The following is a 15339-nucleotide window of genomic DNA, read 5'->3' as shown; positions in this document are numbered from 1 at the left end:
TCGTCCTCGACGCGGCACCACTCCCCCGGAGCGACCGGGGCCGGCTCTCCGCCGGCCCCGGTCGCTCCGACCCTTCGGCGCACCTGTTCGGCTGCGCCCCGCTCGAGAACGGAACGACGCGACATGACAGGTTCGCCTCCGATCGTCGAGATGAAGAACATCTCGATCAGCTTCCCCGGCGTGAAAGCCCTCGACGGCGTCGACTTCCGCCTGTTCCCGGGCGAGGTCCACACCCTCATGGGTGAGAACGGCGCCGGCAAGTCCACGCTCATCAAGGCCCTCACCGGCGTCTACCGCATCGACAGCGGAGACATCGTGATCGACGGGGAGACCCGTCGCCTGACCGGCACCGCCGACTCGCAGGCCGCGGGCATCTCCACCGTGTACCAGGAGGTCAACCTGGTCACGAACCTCTCCATCGGAGAGAACGTGATGCTCGGCTACGAGGTCCGCGGACCCTTCGGCATCAACTGGAAGGCCACGCACCAGGCCGCGAAGGTCGCGCTCGAGAAGCTCGGCCTCGGCCACCTCAACACTCGCCAGTCGCTCGCCTCGCTCTCGATCGCGATGCAGCAGCTGGTCGCGATCAGCCGCTCGACGGTGAGCGACTCCAAGGTGCTCATCCTCGACGAGCCGACCTCGAGCCTGGACGCGAACGAGGTCGAGAACCTCTTCGTCGTCATCCGCCGCCTCCGTGCGGAGGGCGTCGCGATCCTCTTCGTCTCGCACTTCCTCGACCAGGTCTACGCGATCAGCGACCGCCTGACGGTGCTGCGCAACGGCACCTTCGTCGGCGAGTACCTGACCCACGAGCTCGACCGCACCTCGCTGATCTCGAAGATGATCGGCAAGGACATCGCGGCGCTGCGCTCCCTCGACTCCGAGCGCGAGAGCCAGGACCACCTCTACCGCGACGCCCCGCTCTACACCGCGAAGGGCATCGGCAAGAAGGGCTCCATCGAGAGCACCGACCTGACGCTGCACCGCGGCGAGGTCGTCGGCTTCGCCGGGCTCCTCGGCTCCGGCCGCACCGAGCTCGCGCGCCTGATCTACGGCGTCGACAAGCCCGACACCGGCGAGATCACGATGCACGGCAAGAAGATCGACGTCCCGACGCCGACCGCCGGTCTCGCCCACAAGATCGCGTTCTCGAGCGAGAACCGCCGCGACGAGGGCATCATCCGCGACCTCTCGGTCCGCGAGAACCTCATCCTCGGCGTGCAGGCCAAGCGCGGCTGGGCCCGCCCCCTCTCCAAGAAGGAGAAGGACGAGATCGTCGGCAAGTACCTCGTCGAGCTCAACGTGCGCCCGGCCGACCCCGACCGCCCGATCAGCAAGCTCTCCGGCGGCAACCAGCAGAAGGTCCTCCTCGGCCGCTGGCTCGCCACCGCCCCCGAGATCCTCATCCTCGACGAGCCGACCCGCGGCATCGACGTCGGGGCCAAGGCCGAGATCCAGGAGAAGGTCGTCGCCCTCGCCGGCGAGGGCGTCGCCGTGGTCTTCATCTCGTCCGAGCTCGACGAGGTCGTCCGTCTCAGCGACCGCATCATCGTCCTGAAGGACCACCGCGTGATCGCGGAGATCCTCAACGGTCCCGCTGTCACTGCGGAGTCGATCGTCACTACCATCGCCGCAGAGGGAGTCGTCGACGAGGACGTCGTCGTCCTCGAGAGCGCCACGCAGGAGGCCGCATCATGAGCAGCGACACCCGACCCGCCCGGGGATCCGTCCTCGGCGGGATCATCCGCCGCCAGTACTTCTGGGGAGTCGTGGCGATCGCCCTGCTCCTCCTCGTCAACGTCGTCAAGGACCCGGGCTACCTGGCCGTCTCGGTCAGCCCCACCACCGGCTACCTCGTCGGCAACGTCATCGACATCGCCCGCGCCGCCGCTCCGATCCTGATGATCGCCGTCGGCATGTGCCTGGTCGTCGCGACCGGGGGCATCGACCTCTCGGTCGGCTCGATCATGGTCGTCGCCGGCGCCGTCTCGATGGAGTTCCTCAACTCCGCGGGAGCGCCCGACTCGCTCGGCGCCGCAGCGGGAGCCTTCGCGGTCGCCCTCCTGGTGGCCGCCGTGCTCGGAGCCGTGAACGGCATCCTCGTCTCGGTGGTGGGCCTCCAGCCCTTCATCAGCACGCTCGTCGTGATGCTCGCGGGCCGCGGCTTGGCGAAGGTCATCACCGGCGGCCAGAACACCGCCGCCACCAACGAGCCCTTCCGCTGGCTCGCGAACGGGTACGTCTTCGGGCTCCCGGTCGTGTTCCTCCTCGCCATCGCCATCGTCGTGGTCGTCGGAGTCCTGGTGCGCCGCAGCGCGCTCGGCCTGATGATCGAGGCCATCGGCATGGACCCGAAGGCGGCCCGCCTCGCGGGCATCAACCGCCGGGGCCTGCTGATGACCGCCTACATCGGCAGCGGAATCCTCGCCGGAGTCGCGGGCGTGTTCGCCACGGCGAGCGTGATGACGGTCGACGTCTCGCGCACCGGCTACCAGCTCGAGCTCGACGCGATCCTCGCGGTCGTCATCGGCGGCACCTCGCTCGCCGGCGGCAAGTTCAACATCACCGGTGCCGCCGTGGGCGCGATCCTGATCGCCACCCTCGACAAGACCGTCGTGTTCCTCGGAGTCTCGTCCTCCGCGACGCCCGCCTTCAAGGCGATCGTCATCGTCGCGCTCTGCCTCCTGCAGTCCGAGCGCGTCCGCTCCGCCTTCAAGTCCCGTCGCGAGGCGCGCCGCAGCGTCCCGCAGAAAGAGGCGATCCCCGCATGAGTGCCGTGATGACCCGCTCCGCCCCTCCGGCGAGCACCAAGCGCACCTCCGGGGCGCGCGGCTGGCTGAGCCAGCACCTGGACAAGCTGCCCACCCTGGCCGCGCTGATCATCTTCTTCGGGATGATCGTCTACGGCGAGGCCGCCTACGGCCGGATCCTGCAGGCGAGCACGATCTCGAACCTGCTGGTCAACAACGCGCACCTGATCATCCTCGCCGTGGGCCTCACCTTCGTGATCCTCACCGGCGGCATCGACCTCTCGGTCGGCGCGGTGATCGCGTTCAGCAGCGTGAGCGGCGTGCTCCTGATCAACGCCGGCTGGAACCCCTGGCTCGTGATGGTCCTGATGGTCGTGATCGGCGCCCTGTTCGGCGTGATCTCCGGCGTCCTGATCCAGTACTTCAACGTGCAGCCGTTCATCGCGACGCTCGCGATGATGTTCCTGGCCCGCGGTCTCGCCTCCATGCTGAGCACCGTCCCGGAGCGCCTCCCCGAGGACTCGGCCGTGCTGAGCCTGGCCACGCCGATCAAGCTGATCGACGGCCCCAAGGTCAACGACTTCGTCATCAGCCCCGGCGTGATCATCGCGATCCTCGTCGTGGCCGGCGCGTTCTTCGTGCTGCACCGCACCCGCCTGGGCCGCACGGTCTACGCGATGGGCGGCTCCGAGCAGTCGGCGGCCCTGATGGGCCTCCCGGTGGTGCGGACCAAGCTGTTCATCTACATCATCAGCGGCACGCTCGCCGGTCTCGCCGGTGTGGTCTACACCGCCCGCCTCGGCAGCGCGCAGAACATCACCGGCACCGGCTGGGAGCTCGACGCCATCGCGGCGACCGTCATCGGCGGCACGCTGCTCACCGGCGGCGTCGGCTTCGTGCTCGGCTCGGTGGTCGGCGCCCTGGTGCTCGGCCTGATGAACGTCCTGATCACCCGCGACGGCGGCATCCCGCCGGAGGCGACCACGATCATCACCGGAGGCATCCTCCTGGTCTTCGTCCTCCTCCAGCGCGCCGTCATGGCCCGCAGCAAGACCTGACCGGGCTCCCGCCCGATCTCCCCCGGCGCCCCCTCGTCCCTCCGCGGACGAGGGGGCGCCGTCGTCTCCGGGGCGCTCCGCCGGCCTCAGGAGGCGGAGCGGCTGAGCGTCAGCGCGGCCTGCTCGCGGGTGCCGTAGCCGCACTCCTCGGCGAGGCGGGCGAAGTCGGCAGGGCCCCGCCGCCGCAGGCCGATGCGGCGCCGGAGGGTGCCCGCCCGTCGCGTCGCGATCTCCTCCGCCGGCGTGCGGCCGAGGAACGCGAACGCCTCCGCGAGCATGCGAGGGGAGACGAGCAGCTCCCGGGCGAGCACCGCGGCGGAGAACGCCGGGTCGCGGTGGCGTGCCTCGATCACCGGGATCGCCTCCGCGTAGACCTGGTCGGCGCCGCGGGTCCGGACCCGCGGAGCGCTGTGCTCGACGATCCCCTCCAGCAGCAGCTCGCTCGCCCGCCTCACGCCGGCGGCGCCCAGCACGGCCGGATCGCCCTCGATCAGGCTGTTCGCGAGGGCGCGGGCAGGCGTCCAGACCGACTCGCGCACCGGCACGACCTCGTTGATCCGCTCGCGGACCCACCGGTGCTCGAGCACGGCGGCGTCGAAGCTCCAGGTGTACGAGAGGGTGGGCCGCCGGCAGTCGATGCGCACCGGGACCCTGGCGTCGAGGAGCAGGACGCTGTTCGGCGTCGCCTCGAGCACGCCCTCGTCGAGGACGACCTCGCCCCCGCCCTCGACGATCAGGGAGATGTGAACGCCCACCGGCCTGTCCGCCCTGTCGACCGACGGCGAGAGGGCGACCCTGATCCCGTTCGGCCCCCACACCCGCGTCAGCGCGAGTCCCGGTCCGTCCGCTGCGTCCATCCGCAGACCGGGAGCGCCCGTCCCGCGCTCGTCCCCTGCTCGAGCGAACGCCTGCATCCGCTCCTCTGCGGCCCCCATCTCCCGCCTCCTCCGCGTCGAACGAACAGAATCCCTCATCTGTCGATCACCGCCGGACGTTCGCACGGATCTCCCAGGCCTCCGCGCCTCGCGCTCGGAATCCGGCCGCACGCCGTCGCCGGACCGGGAGGACGGCCACGGGGACCGTCGCGGTCAGCGGCGCTGGGAGAGCCGCCACAGCGCGCGGCGAGCGCTCCCCTCGGAGGCGAAGCCCGCCTCCTCGGCCGAGCGCGCGAAGTCGGCCGTCGCCAGGGACCGCCCGCCGATCAGGAGCAGGAGGGTGCCCGCCCGGCGCCGCTCGAGCTCGTCGTCGGCCGTCCGCCCGAGGAAGGAGAACGCGCGAGCCAGCGTCAGCTCCGACACCAGGAGCTCGCGGGCGAGCCGGGCGGCGGTGAAGGCGGGATCGCGGTGGCGCTCCTCGATCAGGGCCATGGCCTCCCCATAGACGTCCTCGGCGCGGGGACGCCTGCGCGGTGCGGAGCCCTCGACCAGCTCCTTCAGGAAGGCCTCGCCCGCCCGGGCGACGGCGGGCTGCTCCGCCAGAGCGGGGTCGCCGTCGAGGAGACCGTTCATCAGCGCCCGCGCCGGGGCCAGGAAGCAGCCGGCGACGGGCAGGACCTCGCCGAAGCGCTCCGTGATCCAGCGCTGCTCCAGCGCCCGCTCGCCGAGCACCCAGGCGTAGATCACGGTCGAGCGGGGGAAGCGCGCCCCGGTCCGCGGCTCCGCGTCGATGACCACCAGATCACCACTGCCGCACTCGAGCATCCGTCCGTCCTGTCGGATGCGTCCTCCGCCCTCGACGACCAGCAGCAGATGCGCGCCCGGCGGGCAGCGCGACTGCGGCTTCTGCTCGAGAACGCAGCCACCGGGAATCCACAGTCTGGCGATCTCGAAGCCGAGCGAGCCCGTCGCCTCGACCCGCAGTCCAGAACGGGCCTCCACGCCGTTCCAGTGCTCGGCCATCCGCCGGTACATCTCGGCCGATCTCGACCTCATCGGGCGCCCCCTCCTCGCGGGCACGCTGACGCCTCACCACAGGAGTGATTCGCAGCCCGCGCGTGCTCCGTTTGTCACCGGACCGGTCACAGCGGACGGCTGCGCTCCCGCTCATCGCACTGGCGGCGCCCCGGCGGCGACGGGCGACCGACGGGAGCACCCGGTCGGGAGGGCTGTCGCGACTCGGAGCGGCGCCGGAGCTCACCACTCCCTCCTCACGGCAGCGCCACTTCCTCCTCACCTGCCCCCGAGCGCTTGGGCCGACCGCCCGCCCGCGGGAAGACTCCCCAGCGGTACGGCGCCCGTCGTACCCGCCGAAGCGGCCGAGCGGACGACGACCGTCCTCCGAGCAGGCCGCCGGCGAGAAGACAGACCGAGGAGCTTCACTGTGACTTCCGACAACTCTCCCGCTGAGCAGGGTCCGCTGAGGCGACGCACCGTCGTCGCCGGCGCCACCTGGTCCCTGCCCGTGATCGCCGCAGCGACGGCCACCCCGGCCGCCGCCGCCTCTGCCACGCAGACCCTCGTGTTCAGCTCCATCCCGACCATGATCGCGTGCACGCCCAACACGGCGCCGATCACGCTGACCCTCACCGGCGGCAACGTCGCGAACGTCCCTGTGCGGGTGAACACCCCGCCCGGCTTCCGCTTCGGAGGGAGCGGGACCGACACCTTCGTGACCGACGCGAACGGAGTCGCCACCATCCCGGTCGGCGGCGTCATCGCGGGCCCCTCGACCGGCTCGGCCCTCGCCTTCGGCGGCTCGGCGAAGACGAACGCCCCGTTCCCGGTCCGCCAGACCGGCGACCTGCAGTACAGCACGGGCCTCGCCACTGTTCCCGACAACTCCGGATTCATCCACACCTCCTCGCAGGGTGTGAACGGCAACGTCTCCGTCAAGGCGAACGGCGACATCTGGCAGTACCGGCGGTCGGACGGCTGGCAGAAGCTCGGCACGGGCGCCTCCACGGAGCCCAGCACGTCCGGGCTCACGCAGCAGCCGGACGGAACCTACAACGCGCACTGGATCAAGGACGGAGTCCTCCAGTACGGCAAGGCGCTCGCGACCGTTCCGAACAACTCCGGATTCGTCCGCACCTACGGTCAGGGCGCGGACGGGAACGTCTCCATCAAGGCGAACGGCGACGTCTGGCGGTACAACCGCCAGGCCGACGAGTGGACCCTTCTGGGCACCGGCGCCAGCACCGAGCCGAGCGCGGCCGGCATCTCCGCGAACCCGGCCGGGACCCTGAACGTCCACTGGATCAAGAACGGAGTCCTGCAGTACGGCACCGCAGCGGCCACGGTGCCGACCAACTCCGGATTCGTCCGCGTCTACGGCCTCGGCACCCGCGGCACGATCGCCGTGAAGTCGAACGGCGACATCTGGCGGTACACCCCGCAGGGTAACGTCTGGGACCTCGTCGGCACCGGAGCCAGCACCGAGCCGAGCGCCGCCGGACTGACCCAGCGGCCGGGCGGGACGTTCGAGATCCACTGGATCAAGGACGGGGTCCTGCAGTACGGCACCCGGCTCGCGACCGTTCCGGAGAACTCCGGGTTCGTCCGCACCTACGGTCAGGGAGCGGATGGGAACGTCTCCGTGAAGGCGAACGGCGACATCTGGTACTACAGCACGGCGCAGAACACGTGGACCAAGATCGGCTCCGGTGCCAGCACCGGCCCCGATGCGGCCGGGATCACCGCCCAGGGAGACGGCGCGCTGAACCCCCACTGGATCAAGGCGAGAACCGACTGCCGCTGATCCGCGCCCGGCGGCCCTCTCCGCCCGCGTCCTGCCGGACCGCGGGCGAGGAGGGCCGCCTCCGCCCTCCCGCCGAGGACGGGCGCCTCGTCCGAGGAGGAACGCGCCACCCCGTCTCGGCGCCCCTCCCCCGGCCTAACGTGGTCACCGCCCGCGCACCCCGTCCCCGCTGCGAAGGAGCCCGGTGACCGCTTCCGAGCAGCCGGCCGCCCCGCGCGGTCTCGTCGAGACGCTGCAGCTGAGCGGTCCCCGCGTGGAGGCGTGGCTGAGGAGCCTCGGCTGGGCGAGCGACGGAGCTCCGCCCCTGCACCTCGCCGGGGACGTGCTCGCCGTCGACGGCTTCCGGCTGAGCCGCCTCTGGCACACACCCGGCACGCTCCGGACCGACCCGCCCCTCCCCGCCCCCGACCGGGCCGAGGTCGACCTCATCGTCCCGGTCGCCGGCGAGATCGTCGTCGACGGCCCTCTCGAGGCCGCTCGTCTGCGGCCCGGCGGGCTCGCCCTCCTCCAACGCGACGACTCCGCTCGGTTCCGGGCGGAGGAGGACTCCGCCTGGCTGGCGCTGAGGACGTCCTGGGGCAGGCTCGGCCTCACGAGCGCACAGTCCGACGGGCCGTCCTGCACCCTGCTCGCCGCCGACAGCTACAGCGGCGCCTTCGTCTCCCTCGTCAACGCGACCCTCAACGCGGACCTCGCGGCGGGCGATCCCGGCTTCAGCGAGCTGCGCCGGGCGCTCGAGGCGACCGCGTCGGCCCTGATCAAGCAGAGCCTGCCGCCCGCCCGTCCGGAGGACGGACTCGAGGGCGTCCTCCTCCGCGCGATCGCCGTCATCGATGCGGAGGCGGGTGACGCGGACTTCACCGCCGGCGTTCTCGCGATGCGGCTCCGCGTCTCGCGGGCGACGCTGGACCGCGCCTTCCACCGCCGGGGCACGACCGTGGCCGCGACCCTCCGCGAGCGGCGCGTGCACCTCGCCGCGTCGCTGCTCGCCGCGAGCCCGTCGCTCTCGCCCTCGGCTCGCGCGGCCGTGGCCGAGCGGGCCGGCTTCCGGACGCTGAGGGCGATGGACCGCGCGCTGAGCCGTTCGCGCGACGTCGACCGCGGCTGATCCGACCGGACATCGGCGTACGCGTCGCTCCAGGATGCACTCGGGATTCGTCGAACCGGTTCGCCTCTCCTCTGGAGTGTCGGGAAATGATCCGGTTAGGCTCTTCACGTTGTCGTCAACATAGTGTTACCGTGAACATTGCCGCGTACGAAGCCGGCACACTCCCTCCCCTCAGCAATGGTGCCGACCCTGGAGCAAAGCGCGATGAAGCCTTTCCTGCGACCACTCGTCCTCGTGACGGCCGTGGCCCTCACCGTCCCCCTTCTGACGGCCCAGTCGGCGAGCGCAGCTCCCTCCGACAGCCTCGTCCTGCGCTACGCGCTCGACGAGACGAGCGGCACGACCGTCGCCGACAGCTCGGGCAAGGGCCGCACCGGCACGCTCGTCAACGGAGCCGCTCCTCGCGGAGCCGCGGGCGTCGCCCTCGACGGGACCGACGACTACGTCAAGCTGCCCGACGACCTGCTCGCGGGCCTGAACTCGATCACGGTCAGCACCGAGGTCCTGGTGAACGCGAACCAGGGCACGCCCTACTTCATCTGGGGCCTCGGCAACACGACGAACGGCGCCGGGAACGGCTACCTCTACACGACGGGCAACGGCTACAAGGCCTCGATCGCCACCGGCAACTGGACCACCGAGCAGACCGTCAACTCCAACGCGAACCTCGCGCGCAGCGTCTGGAAGACCCTCACCTACACGCTCGACGACGCGAGCGACACCGCACGCCTCTACCTCGACGGCACCCAGGTCGCGCAGCAGACAGGAGTGACCATCACTCCCGCCGCGATCGGCAACGGCACCACCACCGCGAACGCGATCGGTCGCTCCGTCTACACGGCGGACAAGACCCTCGCCGGCTCGGTCCGCGACTTCCGCGTCTACAGCACGGCGCTCAGCGCGGCCGACGTCGCGACCCTCCAGGCCCCGGACAGCACGCGCGTCTCCCGCGACTCCGCCGCCCTGGACCTCGGGAGCCTCTCCTCGGTCTCCGCGAACCTCACCCTCCCGACGACCGGCCCCAACGGCTCCGCCATCGCCTGGGCCTCGAGCAACTCCGCGGTCGTCTCGACCAGCGGAGTCGTCACGCCACCCGCGACCGGGGTCGCCTCGGTCGAGCTGACCGCCACGACCACCCGCGGCTCGGCCACGGCCACCCGCACCTTCACCGCCACCGTGCCCGCCAAGGACGTGAACGCCGACGCCCAGAAGGCGCTCGACGCCCTCTCGATCGTCAACTCCGGCGACGTCCGCGGCAACGTGACGCTGCCCGCGAAGGCCGGCTCCTACGACGTCGCCTGGTCCTCCTCGAACACGGCCGTGCTCAGCACGACCGGTGTCGTGAAGCGCCGGTCCGCCGCCACGCCCGTCACACTCACCGCGACGATCGCCGGCACGACCGCGACCCGGCAGCTGCCCGTCACGGTGACCGCGGCTCCCGCGGACCTCGACACCGAGTACGACGCGGGCTACCTCTGGACCCACTTCGCCTCGACCGACTACGAGAAGATCTACTTCGGCTCCAGCACCGACGGTCTGCACTGGTCGAAGCTCAACAACGACAAGGCCGTGCTCGCCAACCTCGGCGGCACCCTCGGCGTCCGCGATCCGCACCTCGTGCGCTCCCCCACCGGCGACGAGTACTGGATCATCGGCACCGACCTGCACGCCGAGGGCACCGCTCCCGGCGGCACCTGGGACCAGACCAACGCGAGCAAGAACCTCGTCGTCTGGCGCTCGACGGACCTCGTGAACTGGAGCGATCAGAGCATCGTCTTCGCCGGCTTCCCCGACGCGGGCAACGTCTGGGCTCCTGAGGCGATCTGGGACGACGCGACCGGCCAGTACTACGTCTACTGGGCCGCCCGCGACAAGACGCTGACCGGCGGGGCCTCCGCCCAGCGCGTCTACGTCTCGACCACGCGCGACTTCGTCGGCTTCTCCACCCCGAAGGTCTGGCTGGACGAGAACCCCGCCGCCGGCGGCGGGAGCCGCGGCAGCATCATCGACACGACCATCGCGAAGGAGGGGGACACGTACTACCGCTTCTCCACCGCCGACTGGCGCACGGTCGTCGACAAGGCCCCGAGTCTCGCCGGCCCCTGGACCCGCGTGATCGGCTTCGGCGAGGAGAAGTCCCGCGGCCTCTCCGACCACCTCGAGGGCCTCACCGTCTACCAGCTGCCCGACGGCCGCTGGGTCGTCATGGGCGACTCGTTCGGCTACTCCGCCTACGTCACCGACACCCTCGCGGACATGCGGTTCACGGCGCTTCCTGTCGGCACCACCGGCGCGAACACGTACTCGTTCTCGAAGCCCTTCCGCCACGGCTCGGTGCTCCGCCTCTCGAGCGCTGAGGAGGCGCGCCTGACGGCCGCCTACGGCACCAGCAGCACCGGCCCCGCCGCGAAGCCGGTCAACGCGGCCGGCGAGATCCTCCGCTACACCTTCGACGGCGGCTCGGGCACCACGGTGCGCGACAGCTCGGGCAACAACCAGAACGGCACGCTGCCCTCGGGTGGCACCTGGAAGGACGGCGCCCTGCAGCTCGACGGCACCGACGACTACGTCAAGCTGCCGAACGACCTGCTCGCCGGAGTGACGGACCTCACCATCCAGTCCGACGTCTGGATCGATCCCGCTCAGGGCGGCGCCTACTTCCTCTACGGCCTGGGCAACACCACGAACGGCGCCGGCGACGGCTACCTCTTCACCTCGGGCAACAACTACCGCACCAGCATCGCGACCGGGAACTACACCACCGAGCAGACCGTCGCCGGCGGCTCGGCCCTCCCCCGCGGCACCTGGGCGCACCTGACGTACACGCTCTCCGGCACCACCGGCACGATCTACCTCGACGGAGTGAAGGTCGCCAGCGGCACCGTCACGACCGACCCGAAGGACATCGGCGGCGGCTCCACCTCGGCGAACTACATCGGGCGCTCGAACTACGACGCCGACAACCGCTTCCGCGGCCAGATCCGCGAGTTCTCGGTCTACAACCGGGCCCTCAGCGCCTCCGAGGTGCTCGCCGCCTCCGGCAACACGTCGGCCCTGGTCGACCTGTCGCTCAGCGGCGACGTCCTGAAGACGGCCCCGATCGTCGACTCGGCGAGCAGGACGGTCACCTTCCCGGTGAAGCCGGGGACCGACCTGACGAAGCTCACCCCGACCTTCTCCACCGCGGCCGGCGTCACGGCGAGCCCCGCCTCCGGCACCGTCCGCGACCTCTCCACCCCGCAGACGGTCGTGCTCACGCCCGCCGCCGGCGGCACCGCGACCACCTGGACCCTGAAGGCCGTCGTCATGAAGTCCCCCGTCCTCGCAGGCCTGAACGCCGACCCGAACATCGCGGTCTTCGGCGACACCTACTACCTGTACGCGACCTCGGACGGCTTCGCCGGCTGGGGCGGTAAGACCTTCTACGCCTGGTCCTCGAAGAACCTCATCGACTGGACCCGCTCGGAGCAGCCCTTCCTGACGCTCGACGGCGCGAACGGCAACGTGCCGTGGGCGACCGGCAACGCCTGGGCGCCGACGATCATCGAGAAGAACGGGAAGTACTACTTCTACTTCTCCGGCGAGAACTCCTCGCTGAACCGCAAGACGATCGGAGTCGCCGTCTCGGACAGCCCGATGGGCCCGTTCACGGCGCAGCCGACCGCGATGATCACCAACGGCGAGTCCGTGCGGTCCGGCCAGGCGATCGACCCCGCCGCGTTCACCGACCCGAAGACCGGCAAGAGCTACCTCTTCTGGGGCAACGGCGACCCGCTCTACGGGGAGCTGTCCGACGACATGCTCTCGATCAAGACCGGCACGATCAAGAAGATCAGCGGTCTGACCGACTTCCGCGAGGGTGCGTTCCTGAACTACCGCGACGGTCTGTACCACCTCACCTACTCGATCGACGACACCGGCTCGGAGAACTACAAGGTCGGCTACGCCACCTCGACGAGCGTCGACGGACCGTGGACCTACCGCGGCGTGGTCCTCGAGAAGGACACCTCGCAGGGCATCCTCGCCACGGGCCACAACTCGATCGTCAACGTGCCCGGCACGGACGACTGGTACATCGCCTACCACCGCTTCGCCATCCCCGGCGGAGACGGCCAGCACCGCGAGACGACGATCGACCGGGTGACCTTCGACAAGACGACCGGGCTCATGCAGAAGGTCGTCCCGACCCTCACCAGCGTCGCCGCGCAGACGATCGTCGACACCGCGCCGCTCGCAGCCTCGATCACGGGGAAGGCGACGGTGGGCAGCACGCTGACCGCCTCCGCCTCCTCCCCGTGGACGGCGACCGGCTTCCAGTGGAAGCGCGGGGGGACCGCGATCAGCGGGGCGACGGCGTCGAGCTACACGCTCACCGCCGCCGACCGCGGAGCGACGATCTCGGTGGCCGTGACCGCCGCGAAGCCGCAGTGGACGCCGGCGACGGCCTCCGCCTCCGTCGGTCCCGTGACCGACTCGGCACCCGCGATCGCCGTGACCACGACCTCCACGACGCGCTGCGCCGCCGGGAAGATCGTCGTCACCGCGACCGCCACGAACCCGAACGCCTTCGCCGCGAAGATCGTGATCGGCACGACGTGGGGCTCCAAGAGCTTCGCCGACGTCGCTCCCGGCGCCACCGTCTCGGCCGCCTTCACCACCCGGGCGACGAGCGTGACCGACGGATCCGCGACCGCCACGGCGACCGCGTTCATCAGCGGGAAGCCGGCCACGGCCTCCGCGACCGCCCCCTACTCCGCGGCCAGCTGCAGCTGATCCGCGGGCACGACCCACACCCATTGAGATCGAGCCGGCGACGACGCCGGCCGGAGAACGGAGAACACCCGACATGAACACCCGATCCCTTCTGATCCGCGGAGCCGCTGGACTGGCCGGAGGCGTCCTCCTGCTCGGAGTCGCCGGAACGGCGTTCGCCGCCGAGGTCAACTACGGCAACGACGACGTCGACATCAACGTCGAGATCGCCGACCTCCCCGGGACCGGCGCCCTCTCGATGACCGTCGCCGCGGACTCGACGACGCTGACCGAGACCGGCTCGGACAACGTCCGCCGCCAGTTCACCGGCACCCTGCCCACCGTCACGGTCACCGACACCCGTGACGCCGCGGACGTCTCCCCCGACTCCGCGTGGTACGTCATCGGCACGGCGAGCGACTTCACGTCGGCCGACGGCTCGACCATCGGCGCCGAGAACCTCGGCTGGACCCCGGACCTGGTCGACGGTGGAGACCTCGGCGAGGTCGCCGCGGGCGATGAGGTCGGCACCGCCATCGACGGCGGCGCCAACGGCGTCGGCCTGAAGGGCAAGGAGCTGCTCGCGATCGTCGCCAGCAACTCCCAGCAGGTCAACCCCGAGGGCTCCTGGAGCGCCGACGCCGACCTCTTCCTCCGCACCCCCGTGAACGTGGACGCCGGCGCGTACTCGTCCACCATCACCCTGTCGCTCTTCGAGTGACCCGTCGCGGCCGGGGGACGCACTCCCTCGGCCGCGATCCCACCACGGCCGACGCGGCCGGGCCCGCCCGCCCGGCCGCGTCGTGCTTCCCCCGTGCGACCATGAGGTTCTGATGACTGCTCCGCGCCGCTCCGCCGCTCCCCGCCGCCCGCTCCTCCCCGCGCTGCTCGCGCTGATCGTCGCCCTCCTCGGCGCGGGAGTCGCTCCGGCGGCCGTCGCGGCCGACGGAGCGATCACCTGGGCGGTCAGCCCCTCCACCGACGGCGTCCCCGACAAGCGCGCGTGGGTCGAGCTCGAGCTCGCCCCCGGCGCGAGCGCCTCGGACGAGGCGGTCGTGCGGAACCTCAGCGACCAGCCCGTGACCTTCAGCATCACCAGCGCCGACGGCTACTTCACCGACACCGGCCGCTTCAACATGCTCAACTCGGACCAGGAGTCGGTCGACGCCGGGCTGTGGATCTCCGCCCCCGAGACCGTGACCGTCGATCCGGGCAGCAGCGGCGTGGTGCCGTTCACCGTGACGGTCCCCGACAACGCCACCCCCGGCGACCACGCCGCCGGCATCGCCGCCTCCGTGCTCTCGCAGGGCACCGAGGCGGGAGGCGCGAACGTCGGAGTGGAGAGCCGCATCGGCTTCCGCGTGATGACCCGCGTGACCGGCGAGGTGACCCCCTCCTTCTCCGTCGAGGACCTGGCCAGCGACTACCGCATCTCCTGGAACCCGTTCCAGCCCGGCTCCCTCTCGCTCGTCGCCGACGTGGTGAACACTGGCAACGTGCGCCTGCTGCTCGACGGCACGGCGAGCGCCCAGGGCGCCACCGCCCCCGTCGTCGCGGCCGACGCGCCCCAGCAGGAGCTGCTGCCCGGCGACCGGCGCAGCGTCTCGGTGCAGCTCGACGGCATCTGGCCCCTCTTCGGGGTCGGCGCCGACCTGACCATCGCACCGACCGTCGCCGCCGCCGATCAGGAGCCGGTCGCCACCGCTCCCGTGACGGAGTCGATCACGGTCGCCGCCGTGCCGGTCCCGCAGCTGCTCGTGATCCTCGGGGTCGCCCTCATCCTCGCGGCGCTGCTCGCCGGGCGCTCGCGCTCGCGCCGCCGCATCGCCGCCCTGGTGCAGCAGGCCAAGGAGGAGGGCCTGCGCGAGGGCGCGCGCGTCTCCTCCTGAGCACCCCCTCCGCACGCTCCCTCCCCCCTCCCTGCCGCCGAGGGGCCCCGGGCCGTCGAGGGGACCCGCTACACCGGGTTCCCCCG

10 protein-coding genes are annotated in these 15339 nt (G+C 71.2%); 8 read left to right on the top strand and 2 right to left on the bottom strand.

Going from position 1 to position 15339, the window contains the following annotated elements:
- Positions 1 to 123: 123 nt before the first annotated feature.
- From C5D09_RS10730 to C5D09_RS10720, 3 genes are read left to right on the top strand one after another with little or no spacing between them, the layout of a single operon-like run.
- Positions 124 to 1698, top strand: a complete 1575-nt coding sequence (locus C5D09_RS10730; RefSeq protein ID WP_104222393.1) for a sugar ABC transporter ATP-binding protein — start codon at positions 124 to 126, stop codon at positions 1696 to 1698.
- Positions 1695 to 2771, top strand: a complete 1077-nt coding sequence (locus tag C5D09_RS10725; RefSeq protein ID WP_104227011.1) for an ABC transporter permease — start codon at positions 1695 to 1697, stop codon at positions 2769 to 2771. The genes C5D09_RS10730 and C5D09_RS10725 overlap by 4 nt, the downstream gene beginning before the upstream one ends.
- Positions 2768 to 3808 carry a sugar ABC transporter permease gene (locus tag C5D09_RS10720; RefSeq protein WP_104222391.1) on the top strand — a complete coding sequence of 347 codons (1041 nt, stop codon included), beginning with the start codon at positions 2768 to 2770 and terminating at the stop codon, positions 3806 to 3808. Before C5D09_RS10725 ends, C5D09_RS10720 begins: the two co-directional genes overlap by 4 nt.
- An 86-nt stretch (positions 3809 to 3894) precedes the next feature.
- Here the strand turns inward: C5D09_RS10720 and C5D09_RS10715 are convergent, their stop codons facing one another.
- Both C5D09_RS10715 and C5D09_RS10710 read right to left on the bottom strand, forming a co-directional pair.
- Positions 3895 to 4743, bottom strand: a complete 849-nt coding sequence (locus tag C5D09_RS10715) for a hypothetical protein (RefSeq protein ID WP_104269279.1) — start codon at positions 4741 to 4743, stop codon at positions 3895 to 3897.
- Between the two features lie 153 nt (positions 4744 to 4896).
- Positions 4897 to 5739 carry a hypothetical protein gene (locus C5D09_RS10710; RefSeq protein ID WP_104269278.1) on the bottom strand — a complete coding sequence of 281 codons (843 nt, stop codon included), beginning with the start codon at positions 5737 to 5739 and terminating at the stop codon, positions 4897 to 4899.
- 388 nt (positions 5740 to 6127) lie between these two features.
- On the opposite strand from C5D09_RS10710, the gene C5D09_RS10705 reads away from it, so the two are divergent.
- The 5 genes from C5D09_RS10705 (at position 6128) to C5D09_RS10685 (ending at position 15253) form a co-directional block, all read left to right on the top strand.
- A complete protein-coding gene (locus C5D09_RS10705) occupies positions 6128 to 7504 on the top strand; it encodes a hypothetical protein (protein WP_104269277.1) in 1377 nt (458 codons plus the stop codon).
- 184 nt (positions 7505 to 7688) lie between these two features.
- On the top strand, positions 7689 to 8612 hold the full coding sequence (locus C5D09_RS10700) for a helix-turn-helix domain-containing protein (RefSeq protein WP_104269276.1): 924 nt from the start codon (positions 7689 to 7691) through the stop codon (positions 8610 to 8612).
- Positions 8613 to 8816: 204 nt separating this feature from the next.
- Positions 8817 to 13385 carry a family 43 glycosylhydrolase gene (locus tag C5D09_RS10695; RefSeq protein ID WP_181074597.1) on the top strand — a complete coding sequence of 1523 codons (4569 nt, stop codon included), beginning with the start codon at positions 8817 to 8819 and terminating at the stop codon, positions 13383 to 13385.
- Between the two features lie 73 nt (positions 13386 to 13458).
- A complete protein-coding gene (locus C5D09_RS10690) occupies positions 13459 to 14085 on the top strand; it encodes a hypothetical protein (RefSeq protein ID WP_104227017.1) in 627 nt (208 codons plus the stop codon).
- Positions 14086 to 14197: 112 nt separating this feature from the next.
- Entirely contained in the window at positions 14198 to 15253 is a 1056-nt protein-coding gene (locus C5D09_RS10685; RefSeq protein WP_104269275.1) for a WxL protein peptidoglycan domain-containing protein, read from the top strand.
- The last annotated feature ends 86 nt before the right edge of the window (positions 15254 to 15339 follow it).

It is taken from the genome of Rathayibacter sp. AY1C9 (genome assembly GCF_002932315.1).
Lineage (GTDB): Bacteria > Actinomycetota > Actinomycetes > Actinomycetales > Microbacteriaceae > Rathayibacter.
Note: the sequence above shows the minus strand (reverse complement) of the source record. Positions and strands in the feature narration are given on the sequence as shown.

Coding starts and splice junctions, on each gene's coding strand:
- C5D09_RS10730 (WP_104222393.1), top strand. CDS start 124: ATGACAGGTTCGCCTCCGATCGTCGAGATGAAGAACATCTCGATCAGC.
- C5D09_RS10725 (WP_104227011.1), top strand. CDS start 1,695: ATGAGCAGCGACACCCGACCCGCCCGGGGATCCGTCCTCGGCGGGATC.
- C5D09_RS10720 (WP_104222391.1), top strand. CDS start 2,768: ATGAGTGCCGTGATGACCCGCTCCGCCCCTCCGGCGAGCACCAAGCGC.
- C5D09_RS10715 (WP_104269279.1), bottom strand. CDS start 4,743: ATGGGGGCCGCAGAGGAGCGGATGCAGGCGTTCGCTCGAGCAGGGGAC.
- C5D09_RS10710 (WP_104269278.1), bottom strand. CDS start 5,739: ATGAGGTCGAGATCGGCCGAGATGTACCGGCGGATGGCCGAGCACTGG.
- C5D09_RS10695 (WP_181074597.1), top strand. CDS start 8,817: ATGAAGCCTTTCCTGCGACCACTCGTCCTCGTGACGGCCGTGGCCCTC.
- C5D09_RS10690 (WP_104227017.1), top strand. CDS start 13,459: ATGAACACCCGATCCCTTCTGATCCGCGGAGCCGCTGGACTGGCCGGA.
- C5D09_RS10685 (WP_104269275.1), top strand. CDS start 14,198: ATGACTGCTCCGCGCCGCTCCGCCGCTCCCCGCCGCCCGCTCCTCCCC.